Annotated in this window: 18 protein-coding genes; 9 read left to right on the top strand and 9 right to left on the bottom strand. The window is 67.8% G+C overall.

What is annotated here, in order from left to right; all coding sequences use genetic code 11:
• Positions 1-25: 25 nt before the first annotated feature.
• The 4 genes from ACIA75_RS34015 to ACIA75_RS34000 all read right to left on the bottom strand — a co-directional run bounded on the left by ACIA75_RS34015 (position 26) and on the right by ACIA75_RS34000 (position 2,382).
• The gene (locus ACIA75_RS34015; protein WP_397111175.1) at positions 26-502 is read right to left on the bottom strand and encodes a hypothetical protein; all 477 of its coding nucleotides are present in this window, start codon (positions 500-502) and stop codon (positions 26-28) included.
• 60 nt (positions 503-562) lie between these two features.
• Positions 563-1,135: a DUF3558 domain-containing protein gene (locus ACIA75_RS34010; protein ID WP_397111174.1), complete on the bottom strand. Its 573-nt coding sequence runs from the start codon at positions 1,133-1,135 to the stop codon at positions 563-565.
• Positions 1,136-1,289: 154 nt separating this feature from the next.
• On the bottom strand, positions 1,290-1,502 hold the full coding sequence (locus ACIA75_RS34005) for a DUF397 domain-containing protein (protein ID WP_397111173.1): 213 nt from the start codon (positions 1,500-1,502) through the stop codon (positions 1,290-1,292).
• Positions 1,495-2,382, bottom strand: coding sequence for a helix-turn-helix domain-containing protein (locus tag ACIA75_RS34000; RefSeq protein ID WP_397111172.1), 888 nt, complete (start codon positions 2,380-2,382; stop codon positions 1,495-1,497). Before ACIA75_RS34000 ends, ACIA75_RS34005 begins: the two co-directional genes overlap by 8 nt.
• Before the next feature lie 383 nt (positions 2,383-2,765).
• Here ACIA75_RS34000 and ACIA75_RS33995 point away from each other — a divergent pair, with 383 nt between their 5' ends.
• Positions 2,766-3,005: a hypothetical protein gene (locus ACIA75_RS33995; protein ID WP_397111171.1), complete on the top strand. Its 240-nt coding sequence runs from the start codon at positions 2,766-2,768 to the stop codon at positions 3,003-3,005.
• 156 nt (positions 3,006-3,161) lie between these two features.
• On the opposite strand, the gene ACIA75_RS33990 is transcribed toward ACIA75_RS33995, so the two are convergent.
• Positions 3,162-3,254 carry a hypothetical protein gene (locus tag ACIA75_RS33990; protein WP_397111170.1) on the bottom strand — a complete coding sequence of 31 codons (93 nt, stop codon included), beginning with the start codon at positions 3,252-3,254 and terminating at the stop codon, positions 3,162-3,164.
• On the opposite strand from ACIA75_RS33990, the gene ACIA75_RS33985 reads away from it, so the two are divergent.
• Positions 3,253-3,975: an oxidoreductase gene (locus ACIA75_RS33985; RefSeq protein ID WP_397111169.1), complete on the top strand. Its 723-nt coding sequence runs from the start codon at positions 3,253-3,255 to the stop codon at positions 3,973-3,975. The two genes, ACIA75_RS33990 and ACIA75_RS33985, sit on opposite strands and share 2 nt — an antisense overlap.
• An 80-nt stretch (positions 3,976-4,055) precedes the next feature.
• Complete coding sequence (locus ACIA75_RS33980) at positions 4,056-4,259, top strand: SDR family NAD(P)-dependent oxidoreductase (RefSeq protein WP_397111168.1); 204 nt, start codon at positions 4,056-4,058, stop codon at positions 4,257-4,259.
• Positions 4,260-4,442: 183 nt separating this feature from the next.
• Here the strand turns inward: ACIA75_RS33980 and ACIA75_RS33975 are convergent, their stop codons facing one another.
• Both ACIA75_RS33975 and ACIA75_RS33970 read right to left on the bottom strand, forming a co-directional pair.
• Positions 4,443-5,282, bottom strand: coding sequence for an SDR family oxidoreductase (locus ACIA75_RS33975; RefSeq protein ID WP_397111167.1), 840 nt, complete (start codon positions 5,280-5,282; stop codon positions 4,443-4,445).
• Between the two features lie 77 nt (positions 5,283-5,359).
• Positions 5,360-5,854 (bottom strand): Lrp/AsnC family transcriptional regulator, encoded by a 495-nt coding sequence (locus tag ACIA75_RS33970; protein ID WP_397111166.1) that lies wholly within the window; start codon positions 5,852-5,854, stop codon positions 5,360-5,362.
• A gap of 144 nt (positions 5,855-5,998) precedes the next feature.
• Between ACIA75_RS33970 and pdhA the strand changes: the two genes are divergently transcribed.
• From pdhA to ACIA75_RS33950, 4 genes are all read left to right on the top strand, one after another.
• Positions 5,999-7,102 carry a pyruvate dehydrogenase (acetyl-transferring) E1 component subunit alpha gene (pdhA, locus tag ACIA75_RS33965; RefSeq protein ID WP_397111165.1) on the top strand — a complete coding sequence of 368 codons (1,104 nt, stop codon included), beginning with the start codon at positions 5,999-6,001 and terminating at the stop codon, positions 7,100-7,102.
• On the top strand, positions 7,099-8,073 hold the full coding sequence (locus ACIA75_RS33960) for an alpha-ketoacid dehydrogenase subunit beta (RefSeq protein WP_397111164.1): 975 nt from the start codon (positions 7,099-7,101) through the stop codon (positions 8,071-8,073). Before pdhA ends, ACIA75_RS33960 begins: the two co-directional genes overlap by 4 nt.
• A gap of 40 nt (positions 8,074-8,113) precedes the next feature.
• Positions 8,114-9,544 carry a dihydrolipoamide acetyltransferase family protein gene (locus ACIA75_RS33955; RefSeq protein WP_397111163.1) on the top strand — a complete coding sequence of 477 codons (1,431 nt, stop codon included), beginning with the start codon at positions 8,114-8,116 and terminating at the stop codon, positions 9,542-9,544.
• A 112-nt stretch (positions 9,545-9,656) separates the two neighbouring features.
• Entirely contained in the window at positions 9,657-10,472 is an 816-nt protein-coding gene (locus ACIA75_RS33950) for a sulfurtransferase (protein ID WP_397111162.1), read from the top strand.
• 102 nt (positions 10,473-10,574) lie between these two features.
• Here the strand turns inward: ACIA75_RS33950 and ACIA75_RS33945 are convergent, their stop codons facing one another.
• Positions 10,575-11,285 (bottom strand): HNH endonuclease family protein, encoded by a 711-nt coding sequence (locus ACIA75_RS33945; protein WP_397111353.1) that lies wholly within the window; start codon positions 11,283-11,285, stop codon positions 10,575-10,577.
• A 50-nt stretch (positions 11,286-11,335) separates the two neighbouring features.
• Positions 11,336-11,698 carry a hypothetical protein gene (locus ACIA75_RS33940; RefSeq protein ID WP_397111161.1) on the bottom strand — a complete coding sequence of 121 codons (363 nt, stop codon included), beginning with the start codon at positions 11,696-11,698 and terminating at the stop codon, positions 11,336-11,338.
• A gap of 305 nt (positions 11,699-12,003) precedes the next feature.
• Between ACIA75_RS33940 and ACIA75_RS33935 the strand changes: the two genes are divergently transcribed.
• Together ACIA75_RS33935 and ACIA75_RS33930 are read left to right on the top strand one after the other, a co-directional pair.
• Positions 12,004-14,808, top strand: a complete 2,805-nt coding sequence (locus ACIA75_RS33935) for a DEAD/DEAH box helicase (RefSeq protein WP_397111160.1) — start codon at positions 12,004-12,006, stop codon at positions 14,806-14,808.
• On the top strand, positions 14,808-15,572 hold the full coding sequence (locus ACIA75_RS33930) for an SWIM zinc finger family protein (protein WP_397111159.1): 765 nt from the start codon (positions 14,808-14,810) through the stop codon (positions 15,570-15,572). Before ACIA75_RS33935 ends, ACIA75_RS33930 begins: the two co-directional genes overlap by 1 nt.
• The last annotated feature ends 66 nt before the right edge of the window (positions 15,573-15,638 follow it).

Here is a 15,638-nt window from a genome sequence, read left to right as displayed (position 1 = left end):
CCGGGTGATCTGGGTATCGCGGTGGTTATAGGTATGCGGTCATGCCGGGCTGGCGGCGTGTGCCCTGGATGGGGGCGGGGGCGCCGAGCCCGGATTCGTATTGGCGGACGGCATCGGCGAAGGCGGTGTCGGTGGCCATATAGCGGTCCAGGATGATTTTGTGCACGCTCTGGATGTCCTCGATGATCTTGTAGTTCTGTTCGAGGATGGCGTGGACGTCATTGCCGTCCTCGGCGCCTTTGGCCTTCGTCCGGAAACGAGCCACCATGGTCTGCGCCGAGGTGAGCAGGGGGTTGTCGGCGCCGAGGCCCCATGCTTTGTCCGGTGTCTCGGAGATTATCTTCGCTCGCTCCTGCATCTGACGGATGTGGGTTTTGAAACGATCGCAATCCCGATTGATGTTGACGAACTCCTCAGGGGTCAGCCGTACCGACATGCGGCCTTCCTGAGCCTCGGTGATTAGGTTCGCCAGCGGGCGTTCGCCTGCGTTCTCATCGGTCATGTGCCCCCCCTGAGTCGAGATTCCGGCTGATACGGCTGTGGATCATGGCTTATGCAGTGGTCAGGCTCCGGCAGGCAGGGTGGGGACCACGAGTTCGGCTACCTCGGTGGCGAGTTGGCAGGAGTCGAGGTGTCCGGTGTCTCTGTTGGAGACCGGGTTGTCGAGGTTGAAATCCAGGCTGCCGCCTCGCATTTCGACGTTGACTGTGCACCCGTGCTCGTCGCTTTTGTGTACCGAGGTCGCGTTTCTGCCGTCGATTGTGAAATCCCGCAGGCCGTTGCTCCAGTTCTCGCGGACGAACTGCAAGGTGATATTGGTTGTCCTGATCCCCACCGCATACCCATTGACGCGAACAAAAGTGCAACCGCGCCACTTCAGACCGCCCGGACCGTCGTAGTCGCTCGGATAAGGCTCCGAGGTCGCATTGAGTTGCAGTTGATCGCGGATGTCCTGGGTGACCGCCGTGCACGGCTGATAGCTCGCGGGCGCCTCGGGCTCCAGGCCCAGTGGTGTGAGTGCGCTGGTGGTCGTCGGAGCAGATTCGCTGTTACCTCCGGCGGAATCGCACCCGGTGACCAGTGCCCCGGCGACCGCGAGCGCCGCCACCGACGTCAATACCCTGTGCAACCGCATTCGGCGTCAGCCCCCCAAGCTCTGTGGTCTGCTGCCGCAGAGGCTATCAGATGCCGGACGGACCGGATATGCCGAAGCCCCCGGATCTGAGGTCTACTCGTTTCGAGGGCTTCGGCCGTGGACCGCGTCGTCTGTGGGTCCAGCGAGGGCTATTTCAGCTGTTCGGGCGGTCGAATTCGCCGCAGTGTCCACTGGTGGTGAATGCGTCCCACTCGGCAGGACCGAAGGTCAGGGCAGGGCCGCTCGGATTCTTCGAGTCGCGGACACCGACCCTGCCCCCGCTGAGATGGGCGACCTCGACGCATTGGCCAGTAGTCTCGCTGTAGCTGCTCTTGAACCAGCGACCCTCGGTTAGGTCATCAGTCACGGTCGTACTCCCTTGCTACCCGCCGGAGCAGGCTTCGTGTCTCCACCTCGTCCAACGTGGTGCGCTGAATATGTTCGGCCAAGCCATGGTATCGCTCGACGATCTCCTGGTTCTCGATGTACAGATCACCGCTCATCGCTCCATCGAGGTAGACGACAGGTGGCTCGATGAGGTTGCCGCGTCTATCGGTCCCGAAGTCGAGGATGATAAACGCGCCCGGCAGCATGCCCCATGTCGATCCAGCTGAGAACGGCTGTACTCGTACAGTCACGTTTGGCAGTTTGCTGACCTCGGCCAGCTCTCTCATCTGAGCGGCCATGATCGCCGGTGATCCGATCACGTGGCGGGTAGCGGACTCGTGGAGTAGAACGTCGAGCCGGAGGGGACTGTACTTGCGGGTCACCATCACCTGGCGCTTCAGTCGGGTCCGAACGCGCTGCTCGATGTCATCGGCGCTTCCGTCGCCGAGAAACGATTCGACCAGACCGCGGGCATACCCCGGGGTTTGCAGCAAGCCCGGAACCAACTGTTGAAAGGTGATCATCCGGCGGGCCGAACGCTCCATACCCGCATACAGATTGAAGGCATCGCTGAACATGCCACCCAGCGTGATGACTCCCTCATCATCCGTTTTCGCGGCTTTGACGGCGAGGTTTACCGCCTGCTCGGTCTCGTCCGGGCTGACCTCGTAGAGCGTGCACAGCTCCCGGACAGCCTGTGTACGGGGGGTTTTGGAATGCCCTGCCTCCAGTCGTTGCAGGCCGGTCGCGCTGAGCTCGGCCTCTGCGGCGGCGATAGCGATTGTCATGCCGGTGGCTTCGCGGCACTCGCGGAGGAACCGCCCGAGCTGGCGGCGAAGCAGGGTCGGGGATTCAGTCATCTGACGCTCCTGAAATGTGAATGCGGAGGTGCCCGTTCGTGAATCCGGCCGGGCGGGAAATCTGAACGCTTTTCTATCGCACCCGCGCACCTGATCGTGCGGCTTTGCGCAGGTTCGAATGTCTGCTCACGCTGGGCTTTCCATGGTATCGCCACCGATGGTGTGCTGTCCTCGCTCCCGGTGGACGGGGTCGGCTCCGCGGGCCCATCGCGGTACCGGGCGTCTGAATACTTCCGCTGTGCGATCGAGATCGGACAATTGATGGATAACGTACTCATCGAAAGCGAACGGTGTCGGCCGGCGACGATCGGTCCACTCCGCGCTGGTATCTCCGGGCCCTCTCCCAGCCCTGCCGCGGGCATTCGCAGTCCGGGAACAGCACGATGAGCCTGCGCACCGTGCTGGGAATGTTGCGGGAGGAACAGCCCGCGCACTGGCTGCAATACCGCGACGGGTCGTGGGCACCGGTGTGGACCGATGGCCGGGTCGGTGAGTGCCTCGGTATTCCGGAACTACTCGGCGCTTCCAGCGAGGAGCTGGCGTTACTGGTGGAGTCCGGCCTGGTGGGCGCGATGGTCGAGAGCGCCTCGCGCCGTCGTCACTACGGATCCGCGCCGCCGTGATCGGGCCGGCCGAGCTGCTGATGGACGAACCGCGAACTGCGTGGGCCACGAGCGAAGGGCGGGGTGGGAATAGGAATTTCCTATGGCGCCTACTCGATTTTCGTCTTTGCCTCTCGTTCTTTTGCGGGCATACCGTGAAACAGCTCGGCGAGGTGTTTATCGCGGTTTCTCCGAAGAATCGCGCTCCAAGGCATATCGGTCTCTTTTCCGTCGAGCCGACAAATACGCAATCGAGAGGACTGCTGGCATGAGCACGATCGAGAACGGTTCCGGAACAAGGGAACTCTCGGGTAAGCGGGCCTTGGTGACGGGTGGCACTCGCGGAATCGGGGCGGCCGTTGTCCGTCAACTTCTGGACGCGGGTGCCGAGGTGCTCACCACCGCCAGATCGGCGACCGGCGCGGTGCCGGAGGGTGCTGTCTTCGTGGCGGCCGACGTGCGGACGCGGGCAGGCGCGGCGGCGCTCGCCACGGCCGCGCAGGAGGCGTTCGGCGGGGTGGACATCCTGGTCCACAACGCGGGCGGGGCGGGCCCGTACCAGGGCGCGCTGGCGATACCGGACGAGGCGTGGCAGGACGCACTGGACCTGAACTTTCTGGCTTCGGTGCGGCTGGACTCCTTGCTGGCGCCGGGGATGCGGGAACGGCGTTCGGGGATGATCGTGCACATCTCCTCTGCCGCGGTTCCCACTGTGGCGCCCCCGTTCCTGCACTACACGACGGCGAAGGCGGCTCTCGAGAACTACAGCCGGGGACTGGCGGCGGAATTGGCACCGTTCGGAATCCGGGTCAACACCGTGTCTCCCGGCAGAACCGCCACCCCGGCGGGGAAGCAACGCGAGAGTAGTGGGCGCGTCTGGATGCTGGACCGGGCCAGGGCAACACGGCGCCACCGCTGGGGTCGCGACGGCCGGCCCGACGATATTGCCACGCGGTGCTGTTCCTCGTGTCCCAGCGGGCAAGCTGGCTGACCGGGAGCAGTCTCGTTGTCGACGGCGGCGAATTCCCCGTGGCTGAACGAATTTCGAGACGAGAACGGAGATATCCCGGCATGGGTGAATACAGCGACCAAAATGTGGTGATCACGGGCGGTAGCAGCGGTATGGGGTTCGCGCTGGCGAAGCTGCTGGCGGAAGGTGGAGCCCGTGTGGTGATCACCGGTCGCTCGCAAACCACGCTCGGCCCCGCGCGGGATCCGGGTCAACGCGATGAGTCCCGGCCCCATCGATACGGGAATTCTGGAAAATTACGATGACCGCAGCGGCCGCCGAGCAGTTCAAAGCCGAGCGGGTCGCGGATAATCCCATGCGGCGTTTCGGCACCCCCGGCGAAATCGCCAAGGCTGCCGCATTCCTTTAATCCGTTGGTGCGCACCTTGGGCACTGTCCCTGAGTCGCTGTCCAGGCCGTAACCACCGAGGTGGCAGAGAAGTCGAGGGTCAGGTGGTGGGGTTTTCGAGGGCTGCTTGGAAGCGGCGCATTCCGCGGATCCAGCGGTCGTAGTCCGAGCTTTTGTTGCGGTACATCTGCAGGACTTCGGGGTGGGGGAGGATCAGGAATTCGCCGGCCGCGACCCCGGCCAGGACGGTGTCGGCGACCTCTTCGGGGCTGAGGACCGTGCCTGCGGATTTCACTGCGTTGATGGCGAGCCGGCCCGCTTCGGCGTTGTTCTCGGGGATCATTCCTTCGCGCAGCAGTGCCGTGTCGACACCCATCGGACAGACGCAGCTGACACCGATTCCCTTGTCGCCGTAGGTGATCGAGAGCCATTCGGCGAAGCCGACGGCGGCGTGTTTGGAGACCGAGTACGGGGCGGAGCCGAGCTGGGTGAGCAGGCCCGCGGCCGAGGCGGTGCTGACGAAGTAGCCGCTGCCGCGTTCCAGCCAGCGGGGGACCAGGAGGCGGGCGGCGCGGATATGCGCCAGGGTGTTGATCTCGAGGGCGGCCGACCATTGCGCGTCGGTGCTGTCGAGGCCCGCGCCACCGCCGATGCCGGCGTTCGCGAAATAGAAGTCGACCGGGCCGAAGGAAGATTCCGCCGTGGCGATCTGCTGCTGGATCACCTCGGGGTCGGCGGCGTCGCCGCCGGTGGAGACCGCGGCGTCGCCGATCTCGCCCGCGACCTTCGCCGCGGTGGCGGGGTCGAGGTCGGCGACGACGACCTTCGCGCCGTGGCCGGCCAGGCGGCGGGCCAGTGCCGCGCCGATACCCGATCCGCCGCCGGTGACGATGGCGGTCCGGCCCGCGAAAGTGTCGGTTACTGTGCCTGAAAGCTCCATATCGGCACCCTACCCCTTACTGAGACACAAGCCTACGTATGTCGCTTAATGGGGCGTGGGTGGTTGGGAAGTGTGCTTCAGTCCGGCTCGGCCAGGCGTTTCAGCAGCGGTTCGGTTCGCGGACCCACCAGTTCCTGCATGACCAGCGACATATTGGTGCGGACCACGCCGGGGATCCGCAGGATCTGTCCGGCGATCCGGTAGAGGTCGTCGGTATCGCGGGCGACCACCCGGACGGTGAGATCGGTGGGACCCGTCATTCCGTAGACCTCGGTCACCTCCGGTACCTCGGCCAGGTCGCCGACCACCGCATCCAGGCGATGCTGGTCGACCACGACCGCCACGAACGCCGACAGCCGGTACCCCAGGGCGCGTGGTCGCACCCGGAGTTCGAAACTGCCGAGTACGCCGGCGGCTTCCCAGCGTGCCAGCCGGGCCTGCACGGTATTGCGGGAAAGGCCGAGCCGGGCGGCCAGTTCCACACCCGTGGCGCGGGGGCTGGTGGTCAGTTCCAGCAGTAGGCGGGCGTCGGTGGAGTCCAATACCGGCTCGGGAGCGTCTCGACTGGTCATGAAGCGCAGTATGACAGCCCTAGGGGGAAGAATACTGTGCACCATGCTCAGTTGCTGGATCGAGACTTGCGCAGCTCGCATAAGCGTGGATGCTATGTGGTGTAGGCCACATCACTGCGTGACCCGCGTGAGGAGGCGAGGCCGATGCCCGGCACAACCGAGTATCCGGTTCAGTTGATCCAGCCCGACGGCGCTCGGGTGCACAACCCCGAATATCAGGCCCTGGTCGCCGATATCGGGCCGGACGAACTATGGCAGCTGTACGAAGATCTGGTGGTCGGCCGGCGGATCGACAGCGAAGCGGTCGCGCTGGCCCGGCAGGGACAGCTCGGGTTGTGGGCGCCGCTGCAGGGGCAGGAAGCCGCCCAGGTCGGTTCGGCGCACGCCCTGCAACCCGACGATTACGTGTTCACCAGTTACCGCGAAACAGCCGTGGCCTACTGCCGTGGGGTCGACCCGGGGGCGCTCACCGCGATGTGGCGGGGAGTAGCGCATTCGTCGTGGGACCCCGACGAGTTCAACATCACCAATCCGGCGATCGTGGTCGGTGCGCAGGGTCTGCACGCCACCGGATACGCCTACGCCGCCCATCTCGACGGCGCCGAGATCGCCACCATCGCCTACTTCGGGGACGGTGCCACCAGCCAGGGCGATATCGCCGAGGCCATGACCTTCGCCTCGACCTGGAGCGCCCCCGTGGTGTTCTTCTGCCAGAACAACCACTGGGCGATCAGCGAACCGGTGCAACTGCAGAGCGCGACCCCGATCGCCCAGCGCGCGGTGGGGCACGGCCTCCCCGCCTGCCGGGTGGACGGCAACGATGTGCTGGCCGTGCTGGCCGTCACCCGCCGGGCGGCCGGACGTGCCCGCGGTGGCGGGGGACCGTCGTTCATCGAGGCCATCACCTACCGGATGGGCCCGCACACCACCGCCGACGACCCCACCCGCTACCGCACCGCCGCGGAAACCGAGGAATGGGCCCGCCGCGACCCGATCCTGCGGGTACGCCGGCTGCTGGAACGGGAGGGCCTGTTCGACTCGGCCGCGCAACGCCGGGTGGACGAGCGGGCGGACGAGGTGGCGCACCGGGTGCGTTCGGCCACCCTCGCCATGCCCGATCCGGACCCGCTGGAGCTGTTCGACCACGTCTACGCGACCCCGCATCCGTTCATCGACGCCCAACGCCGGGACTACGCCGAATACCTGGCCGCGGATCCCGCACCGCTCGAGGAAGGAGTGCGCTCATGATCAGCACATTCGCCGCGGCGCTCAATGCCGGGTTGCGCACTGCCCTGGAAGACGACCCCAAGGTCGTACTGATGGGCGAGGATATCGGCCGGCTGGGCGGTGTGTTCCGGGTGACCGATACGCTGCAGAAGGATTTCGGCGACCGCCGCGTGATCGATACGCCGCTGGCGGAATCGGGCATCGTCGGCACGGCATTCGGGATGGCGCTGCGCGGCTACCGGCCGGTGTGTGAGATCCAGTTCGACGGTTTCGTCTACCCGGCGTTCGACCAGATCGTGTCGCAGGTGGCCAAGATCCACTACCGGACACGAGGCAAGGTGCGTGCCCCGCTCACGATCCGCATCCCGTTCGGCGGCGGGATCGGCTCGGTGGAGCATCATTCCGAATCGCCGGAAGCGTATTTCGCGCATACCGCGGGATTGCGGGTGGTGTCGCCGAGTAACCCCGCCGACGCGTACACGATGATCCGCCAGGCCATCGCGCTCGACGATCCGGTGATCTTCTTCGAACCCAAACGCCGCTACTGGGACAAAGCCGAACTCGACCCGGCGGCGCCGGATCCGCTGCCACTGGACCGGGCGCGGGTCTGCGTGCCGGGTTCGGATGCCACCGTCGTCGCCTACGGCGGGACGGTCGCGACCGCTCTGTCCGCAGCGAAAATTGCTGCAGAAGAAGAGATTTCGCTTGAAATCATCGACCTGCGGAGTCTGGCGCCGCTGGATATCGACACCATCGCGGAATCGGTGGACAAGACCGGCCGGCTGGTGGTGGTGCACGAGGCGCCGGTCACCGGCGGGATCGGCGCGGAAATCGCGGCCCGGATCACCGAACGTTGTTTCTATCAGCTCGAAGCACCGGTCGGCCGGGTCGGCGGGTTCGATATTCCCTACCCTCCGGCTAAGCTCGAGAAGCATCATCTGCCCGACCCGGACCGCATCCTGGCGGCGGTCGATCGAACGCTTGCCGCCTGAGGTGCCGTCGCCACCCAGACGCCAGCCGGAGGTGCCCATCGTGGACGACGCCCCTACTGCCGAATCCGGTGAGATCCTGGAGTTCCGGCTACCGGATCTCGGCGAGGGACTCACCGACGCCGAACTGCAGAACTGGACCGTTGCGGTCGGCGACGAGGTCGAACTGAACCAGACCATCGCGGAGGTGGAGACGGCCAAGGCCGTGGTCGCGCTACCGTCCCCGTTCGCCGGAACGGTGGTGGAACTGCTCGCCGAGCCGGGCGCGACCGTCGAGGTCGGGGCGCCGCTGTTGCGGATCCGCACGGCCGCTCCCGGGCCGGGCGGTAACGGCCACAGCGCGGTGCTGGTCGGCTACGGACCGGCGGAGGAGCAGGTATCGCGGCGCCGCCGGGGAGGTCGGCGGGCGGCCACCGGCGAATCGCCGGGCGACGACATCCGGTCGTCTTCCGCGGTGGAATACGAGGATGGGGTGATCGGCGCGGGCGGGCCGGTCACCGCGGGGTCCGGGGAACGCTCCGGTGCGCCGCGGGAGCCGGGCGGGATCGCCGCGGCCGAGGCGGGCCTCGCCGGTGGGCGGGTCGCCGCTACGCCGGGAGCGCGGAAGCTGGCTCGGGAGTTGGGGATCGACCTCTGGTACGTGGCCGGTTCGGGGCCGGAAGGGGCGGTCACTGTCGCGGATGTCCGCGGTGCGGTTCCGGTGTCCGAACCCGATTCCCGGGAGCGGGATACCGAGGAGTCCGCGCCGGCCGGGCAGCGGGCGGGCGGCTCGGTGCGCGAGGAGCGGGTCGCGATCTCCGGGGTGCGGAAGCGGACCGCGGCGGCGATGACGGCCAGCGCTCGTACCATTCCCCAGGCGTCCACCTCCAGCACGGTCGATATCACGTCGTCGCTGGAACTGCTGGAACATCTGCGCGCCACCAAATCCTTCGAAGGGCTCACCCCCACACCGCTTGCGCTGGTCGCGAAATCGGTGCTCGCCGCCCTGGCCGAGTATCCGGGCATCAACACCTTCTGGGACGAGGCGAATTCGGAGATCGTCACCAGGTACTACGTCAACCTGGGTATCGCTGTTGCCACCGCACGCGGACTGCTGGTGCCGAATATCAAGGACGCACAGACCTTGAGCCTGCGCGAGCTGTGCCGGGAGATCGGCTGGCTGGCGCAGACCGCCCGTGACGGCCGGGCGAATCTGCCCGATCTGCGCGGCGGGACATTCACCATTTCCAATGTCGGTGTTTTCGGGGTCGATACGGGAACACCGCTGGTCAATCCGGGTGAGGCCGCGATTCTGTGCGTGGGCGCGGTTACCCGGCGGCCGTGGGTATTTCGCGGCGAATTGGCTGTGCGGTCGGTGGTCACGCTGACCCTGAGCTTCGATCATCGCATGATCGACGGTGAACTGGCGGCCCGGTTCCTGGCCACGGTTGCCGGACTGCTGGAGGATCCGCTGACCCTGCTCGCCCGGATCTGAGCCCCTCCGAGCCCGGACACCGGCCGGCGAATTCCGGGGTTGGCGTGGACGTCACCTGCCATGCCGCGTACGGTGACGAAATCTGTTCCAGAATCTTGGACGAGGAGCTGCGTTGAACGCGGTACTGATCTCGGCTGAAGAACTCCGGGAATCAACGGAAAAGAACCTGCGGCTGCTGGATGTCCGCTGGCAACTCGGTGACCCCGAGGGGCCGCAGCACTACCAGAACGGCCATATCCCGGGGGCGGTGTTCGTCGATCTGGACACCGAACTCGCCGCCCTGCCCACTCCGGCACTCGGCCGGCATCCGCTGCCGGACCCCGGACAGCTGCAGAAATGCGCGCGCAGCTGGGGACTGCGCGCCGGCGATCCGGTCGTCGTCTACGACGCTCTCGGCGGTATGTCGGCGGCCCGGGCGTGGTGGCTGCTGCGCTGGGCCGGGATCGCCGATGTGCGCATCCTGGACGGCGGGCTCCCCGCCTGGCTGCGCGCCGGTGGTGAGCTGGCGACCGGCGTGGAACCGGATCCGGAGCTCGGCGATATCGACCTCGAACCCGGACGGCTGCCGGTGATCGACGCCGACGCCGCCGCCCGCTGGAAAGGGGTGCTGCTGGATGCCCGGGCCGCCGAGCGGTTCCGCGGCGAACACGAGCCGGTGGATCCGCGCGCGGGGCATATCCCCGGTGCCGTCAGCGCCCCGACCAGCGAGAACCTCGACGAGGACGGGTGTTTCCTGCCCGCCGAACTGCTGCGCCGGCGCTACGGTGAACTGGGCGGCGAACCGGTCGCGGTGTACTGCGGGTCGGGGGTGACAGCGGCGCATGCGATCGCGGCTCTCGCGGTGGTCGGCGTGGAGGCGGCGCTGTATCCGGGTTCCTGGTCGCAGTGGGCGCACGATACAAAACGTCCCGTGGCCACCGGCGCCTGAGCGAGTCGAGCCCGGAGGCGGTCGCGACCTTCGCCTGCGCTCCGTCCTCCGCGTTCGGTGTGCTGACGATCGCCGGTCTCGATCGCGCTCGAGGGATACAGCTCACCCGCAGCGTGCTGCGATCTTCCGGAGTGCCGCGTGATCGGCTCCGGTCACCGGTAGCTGGTACCGGAGTGCCACGGTGAGGTATTTGCCCGCGTAATAGCAGTGGCCGGGCCGGGACGGCGGTAACCATTCGCTGGGCGTGCTGTCGCTTTTCGCGGTATTGGTCGCACGATCGGTGGCCTGCAGGTTGTAGTCGATATCGTTGGCGAAGCGGATACGCTGCGCGGCCGGCCAGGCCGCGGCGCCCATATCCCAGGCGGCGGCCAGTGGATAGATGTGGTCCACGGGAACCTGCTGGGCGTTCTGCCTGGTGAAGACGAGCCGGGTGCCGGTATACGGATCGGCGAGGGTGCCGGACTGCACCACGCAGCCGCGCGTTCCGGGCCGGAATCCTATATCGGTGAGCTGACGGGCCAGGACGTTGTTGCGGGTATCGCACCCGTCGTGACCGCCCGGGCCGTCGTGATCGTCGGACCAGGCGGGACCGAAGACGCACCCCTGACCGGCCCCGCAGTCCCGCTCGTACCCGCGCGTATGCGGACGTTCGGGAACCACCCGCACCGCGGCCAGTAGCTGTTCGAGCTGCGCCCGCCCGGGACTGCCGGGCGCCGGCCGGTACCCGTCGACCAGCGCGCAGCCGCCGAGCAGGGCGAGCAGAACGCAGGCGGTGAGAAATGCGGAAACCCCGTGAATCTTCCCCCGTGTCATCACGGTTACCGGTATACCGGACCGCACCGACAACTATCGCCGGCGTCGGCTCACAGCCAGGCGCGGGCCAGTAACTCGTCGTTGTCGACGCCGCTGGTGCGGGGCGGGAACCGGGTGGCGGCCAGCGACTCGATATGCACTCCGTCGTGGCCGATCACCCAGGAACCGCCGCTGTCGGTGCACTCGGCGATCTTGGCGAAGGTCGCGAGGAGAAAGGCGATGGCGTCCTCGGGCCGCTCGGTGCGCGCGAGCCGCTGGGATTCACCGGGCCGGGACAGATCCAGCCATACGCCGCACTGGCCGTCCAACCGCATCCCGACGATCTTGCCGGCATCCACGAAGGTGAATTTGCGCCGTTCCCAGGGTGTGGTCGGCGTGTAGCTCTGCTCGAGAACCTGGAGCAGAATTGTCATGCTGCTGCCCTCCGCTGTCGGATAACGCCGCTGTGTGCTGTGGGACCGCTGTTCCGGGGCCGTGTGCGCCGCCTGCCGCGCGGGGTCGCCGATGGTGGCAGCGCAAGACGCCCGATCCGGGCTCCGCCCGGCGGGCGTGGATCGCGGATATCGGCGGTGACCAGCGGATATTCCCAGTATGTGCCGTCCGGGTGGATAAATCCAGACATAACGCCGGGCGCGCCGGGGCGGCGCCGGGTTCCGTTGCGCCCGAGCCGCGGGGGGAGCGGTTTCCGCGTGTCGGACCGGGCTGATTTGATGGGGCCATGTTGCACGGACTGTGGTCGCCCGGGTCCGGGCTGCTGCTGTGGCGTGCGCCGGGGGTCGAAGCCGCGCCGGTCGGCGGGCTGCTCGGCTCGGTCCTGGCGGAGTCGCGTTTCCGGCACCGCGCCGAGGTACTGATCGTCGACGAGGCCGGCCCGCGCCGGGAGGTCGTCCGGGCTCATGCGCTCGCGCCCGCCGCCGCGGCCGCCGCACTACGGCAGCGGCTGCCGTCGGCCGCCGTGGCCGGTGATCTGCGGTTTCTGGCGCATATCGCCTACGGTCTCGAACGCTGGATACGGGCCGGGATGGTCGTCCCCGAACTGCGGCGGGACGACGGCCGGTGGTGGGCTCGCTGGCGGCTCGCCGGTAGTTCCGGCCAGCGGGCCTGGCTCGCCGAACTCGCGTCGCTGGTACCGCCCGCGCTGAGCGTAGCGGGTGATCCGGCTGGGGTGCTCGACGATATGGTCACCGAACTCACTGATCCGATGGTGCGCGAACTGCTCGCCGTGGACAGCCATCCGCATCCGCTGGTCCACGCGCTGGCCGCCGATGTCCCGGTGGAGACCGGCAGCCACCAGGCCGCCGAGGTCCTGCGGCAATGGCGGGAGACACGGTCGGCCGACGAGGCCGAACTGGTGCTGCGGCTGCGGGAACCCGAGGGGGAATTCGCCGAAACACCCGCCGACTCCGCGCTGTGGCGGCTGGAGGTCTGTCTGCGCTCCGACGGCGCGGCGCCGCGGCCGATCCCCGTACCGGGAATCCCGGACGAGGTGCGGACCGGGCTGGAATGGCTGGGCAGAGCCCAGCGGGCCTATCCGCGGCTGCGCGATGTCCCGGCCGACCCACACAGTCTCGACCTGCTGTTGCCGACCGAAGTGGTCGCCGACCTGGTCGCGCACGGTGCGCGGGCACTGTCGGCCGCCGGGATCCCGCTGCTGCTGCCGCGCGCCTGGAATATCACCGAACCGAGCCTGCGATTGCGGGTGAGCGGGGCGGCGGTGCCCGCTGCGCAGAGCACGGTCGGGTTGGACGGGCTGGTGTCCTACCGCTGGGAACTCGCCCTCGGCGACCTCGTACTGTCCGAGCCCGAGATGCGGCAGCTGATCACGGCGCAATCGGATCTGGTGCGGTTACGCGGGGAATGGGTGCAGGCCGACCACAGCGTTCTCGCCGCGGCCGCGAAATTCGTCGCCATGCACAGCGAGGACGACGAGATCACCCTCGCCGATCTGATCGGCGAGATCGCCGGGAACCCGGCGGGCCGGATTCCGCTCACCGAGGTCACCGCCGAGGGCTGGCCGGCCGCGCTCTTCGACCCGGGCCGGGCGCAGGAACCGGTGGCGGCGCCGGCCCGGCTGAAGGCGCAACTGCGCCCGTATCAGGAACGCGGTCTCGCCTGGCTGGCGACGATGAACCGGCTGAACTGCGGGGCGATCCTCGCCGACGATATGGGGCTGGGGAAAACGATCCAGGTCCTCGCCCTGCTCCTGCACGAACGCGAGCGGGACACCGCGCCGCGACCGACGGTCCTGGTGTGCCCGATGTCGGTGGTGGGCAACTGGCAGCGGGAGGCCGAACGGTTCGCACCCGATCTCCGGGTCCTGGTACATCACGGGCCGGGCCGGGCGCAGGGCGCGCAGCTGGACGCGGCCCTGGCCGGGAGCGATCTGGTGATCACCACCTACGCGCTGCTCGCCCGCGATATCGCCGATCTGTCCCGGCAGCAGTGGGAACGGGTGGTGCTCGACGAGGCGCAGCACATCAAGAACGCCGCCACCCGGCAGGCGCGCGCGGCGCGGGCGCTGCCGGCCCGGCACCGGCTGGCGCTCACCGGCACCCCGGTGGAGAACCGGCTGGAGGAGCTACGCTCACTGTTCGATTTCGCCGTGCCGAAACTGCTGGGCAGCCCGCAGACCTTCCGGGCCCGTTTCGCCGTGCCGATCGAACGGGAGAACGACCAGCACGCCGTCACCAGGCTCCGCACCGTCACCTCGCCGTTCCTGCTGCGCCGGGTGAAAACCGACCCGGCCGTGATCGACGATCTGCCGGAGAAACTGGAGATGACGGTCCGGGCCAATCTCACGGTCGAACAGGCGGCGCTGTATCAGGCCGTGGTCGAGGATATGCTCGAAAAACTGCGGGATGCCAAGGGAATGGCCCGGAAAGGGGCGGTGCTGGGTGCCCTGACCCGGTTGAAGCAGGTGTGCAACCATCCCGCCCATTTCCTCGGTGATTCCTCCGCCGTACTGCGCCGGGGCGCGCATCGTTCCGGGAAACTGGCGCTGGTCGAGGATGTGCTCGATTCCGTCCTCGCCGAAGGCGAGAAGGCGCTGCTGTTCACGCAATTCCGCGAATTCGGTGAACTCATCGCCCCGTATCTCGCGGAGCGGTTCGGCAGCCGGATCCCCTTCCTGCACGGCGGGGTCGCGAAGAAACGGCGCGACGGGATGGTCGAGGCCTTCCAGCAGGCCGACGGTCCGCCGCTGATGTTGCTCTCGCTCAAGGCCGGTGGTACCGGCCTGAACCTGACCGCCGCGAACCATGTGGTGCACCTCGATCGCTGGTGGAATCCCGCGGTGGAGAACCAGGCCACCGACCGGGCCTTCCGGATCGGCCAGCAGCGCACGGTGCAGGTGCGCAAACTGGTCTGCGTCGACACGATCGAGGAGCGGATCGACGAAATGATCACCGGCAAACGCGAACTCGCCGATCTCGCGGTCGGGGTGGGGGAGAACTGGATCACCGAACTCGGCGACGACGATCTGGCCCGGCTGTTCACCCTCGGCGCCGAGGCGGTGGGTGAGTAATGGTCGATTTCGCGGAATACGGCAAACGGCGGCCGGTGACCGGCGGGGTATCGGCCCGCAACCGCCGGGGCGGCTTCGCCCGGACCTTCTGGGGCAAGGCGCTGCTCGAGGTGATGGAGCGACTCGCCGACCCGGGCCGCCTCGCGCGCGGGCGCACCTACGCGCGGGCGGGACAGGTGGTGAGCTACCGCATCGAACCCGGCGTGGTCACCGCCGAGGTGCAGGGCAGCCAGCCGCGACCGTTCACCACCACCTGCGAGATCCGCCGGTTGCGGCCGGAGGAAGTGGAACTGGTGGTCGAGGTGATCCGGGCGTCGCCGGGGATGCTCGCGCGGATCGTGTCCGGGGATCTGCCCCGCGAACTCGCCCCGCACCTGGTGCCGGAAACGGCCGCCGATATCGACTTCGGCTGTAGCTGCCCGGATCCGGGCTGGCCGTGCAAACACGCGATCGCTGTCGTCTGCCTGCTGGCCGAACGCCTGGACGAACACCCGCGTGACCTGCTGACCGTGCGTGGCCTGAGCATCGACGCCCTGATCGGCGGAGTCGAGTCCGGCACCGCGGAGGTGGACGAGACCGCCGACCCCTACGGTGACGCGCTCGAACTACCCGCGCTGCCCGCTCCGCGCGGCGCGCCGGCCCTCGACGATCTGGACCCGGTGCTGCTGCGGCGGGCATTGCGCATGCTGTCCGCCGACGAGTCGACCGCGGCCGCCGCGAACCGTGCCCTCGTCGCGATGTACTCGTCCCTGACCGGACGGTAGAACCGCACACCTCGGTCCCAGATGCTGTGTACGACACGGCACCTGGGCGTCGCCCGCGATTCTTCC

Origin of the sequence: Nocardia sp. NPDC051750 (assembly GCF_044453135.1) — a bacterium.
In the GTDB taxonomy this organism is placed as follows: domain Bacteria; phylum Actinomycetota; class Actinomycetes; order Mycobacteriales; family Mycobacteriaceae; genus Nocardia.
Note: the sequence above shows the minus strand (reverse complement) of the source record. Positions and strands in the feature narration are given on the sequence as shown.

Excerpts from the sequence above, each read along its gene's own strand:
- ACIA75_RS34015 (WP_397111175.1), bottom strand. The coding sequence starts at position 502 with ATGACCGATGAGAACGCAGGCGAACGCCCGCTGGCGAACCTAATCACC.
- ACIA75_RS34010 (WP_397111174.1), bottom strand. The coding sequence starts at position 1,135 with ATGCGGTTGCACAGGGTATTGACGTCGGTGGCGGCGCTCGCGGTCGCC.
- ACIA75_RS34000 (WP_397111172.1), bottom strand. The coding sequence starts at position 2,382 with ATGACTGAATCCCCGACCCTGCTTCGCCGCCAGCTCGGGCGGTTCCTC.
- ACIA75_RS33995 (WP_397111171.1), top strand. The coding sequence starts at position 2,766 with ATGAGCCTGCGCACCGTGCTGGGAATGTTGCGGGAGGAACAGCCCGCG.
- ACIA75_RS33985 (WP_397111169.1), top strand. The coding sequence starts at position 3,253 with ATGAGCACGATCGAGAACGGTTCCGGAACAAGGGAACTCTCGGGTAAG.
- ACIA75_RS33990 (WP_397111170.1), bottom strand. The coding sequence starts at position 3,254 with ATGCCAGCAGTCCTCTCGATTGCGTATTTGTCGGCTCGACGGAAAAGA.
- ACIA75_RS33980 (WP_397111168.1), top strand. The coding sequence starts at position 4,056 with ATGGGTGAATACAGCGACCAAAATGTGGTGATCACGGGCGGTAGCAGC.
- ACIA75_RS33975 (WP_397111167.1), bottom strand. The coding sequence starts at position 5,282 with ATGGAGCTTTCAGGCACAGTAACCGACACTTTCGCGGGCCGGACCGCC.
- ACIA75_RS33970 (WP_397111166.1), bottom strand. The coding sequence starts at position 5,854 with ATGACCAGTCGAGACGCTCCCGAGCCGGTATTGGACTCCACCGACGCC.
- pdhA (WP_397111165.1), top strand. The coding sequence starts at position 5,999 with ATGCCCGGCACAACCGAGTATCCGGTTCAGTTGATCCAGCCCGACGGC.
- ACIA75_RS33960 (WP_397111164.1), top strand. The coding sequence starts at position 7,099 with ATGATCAGCACATTCGCCGCGGCGCTCAATGCCGGGTTGCGCACTGCC.
- ACIA75_RS33945 (WP_397111353.1), bottom strand. The coding sequence starts at position 11,285 with ATGACACGGGGGAAGATTCACGGGGTTTCCGCATTTCTCACCGCCTGC.
- ACIA75_RS33940 (WP_397111161.1), bottom strand. The coding sequence starts at position 11,698 with ATGACAATTCTGCTCCAGGTTCTCGAGCAGAGCTACACGCCGACCACA.
- ACIA75_RS33935 (WP_397111160.1), top strand. The coding sequence starts at position 12,004 with ATGTTGCACGGACTGTGGTCGCCCGGGTCCGGGCTGCTGCTGTGGCGT.
- ACIA75_RS33930 (WP_397111159.1), top strand. The coding sequence starts at position 14,808 with ATGGTCGATTTCGCGGAATACGGCAAACGGCGGCCGGTGACCGGCGGG.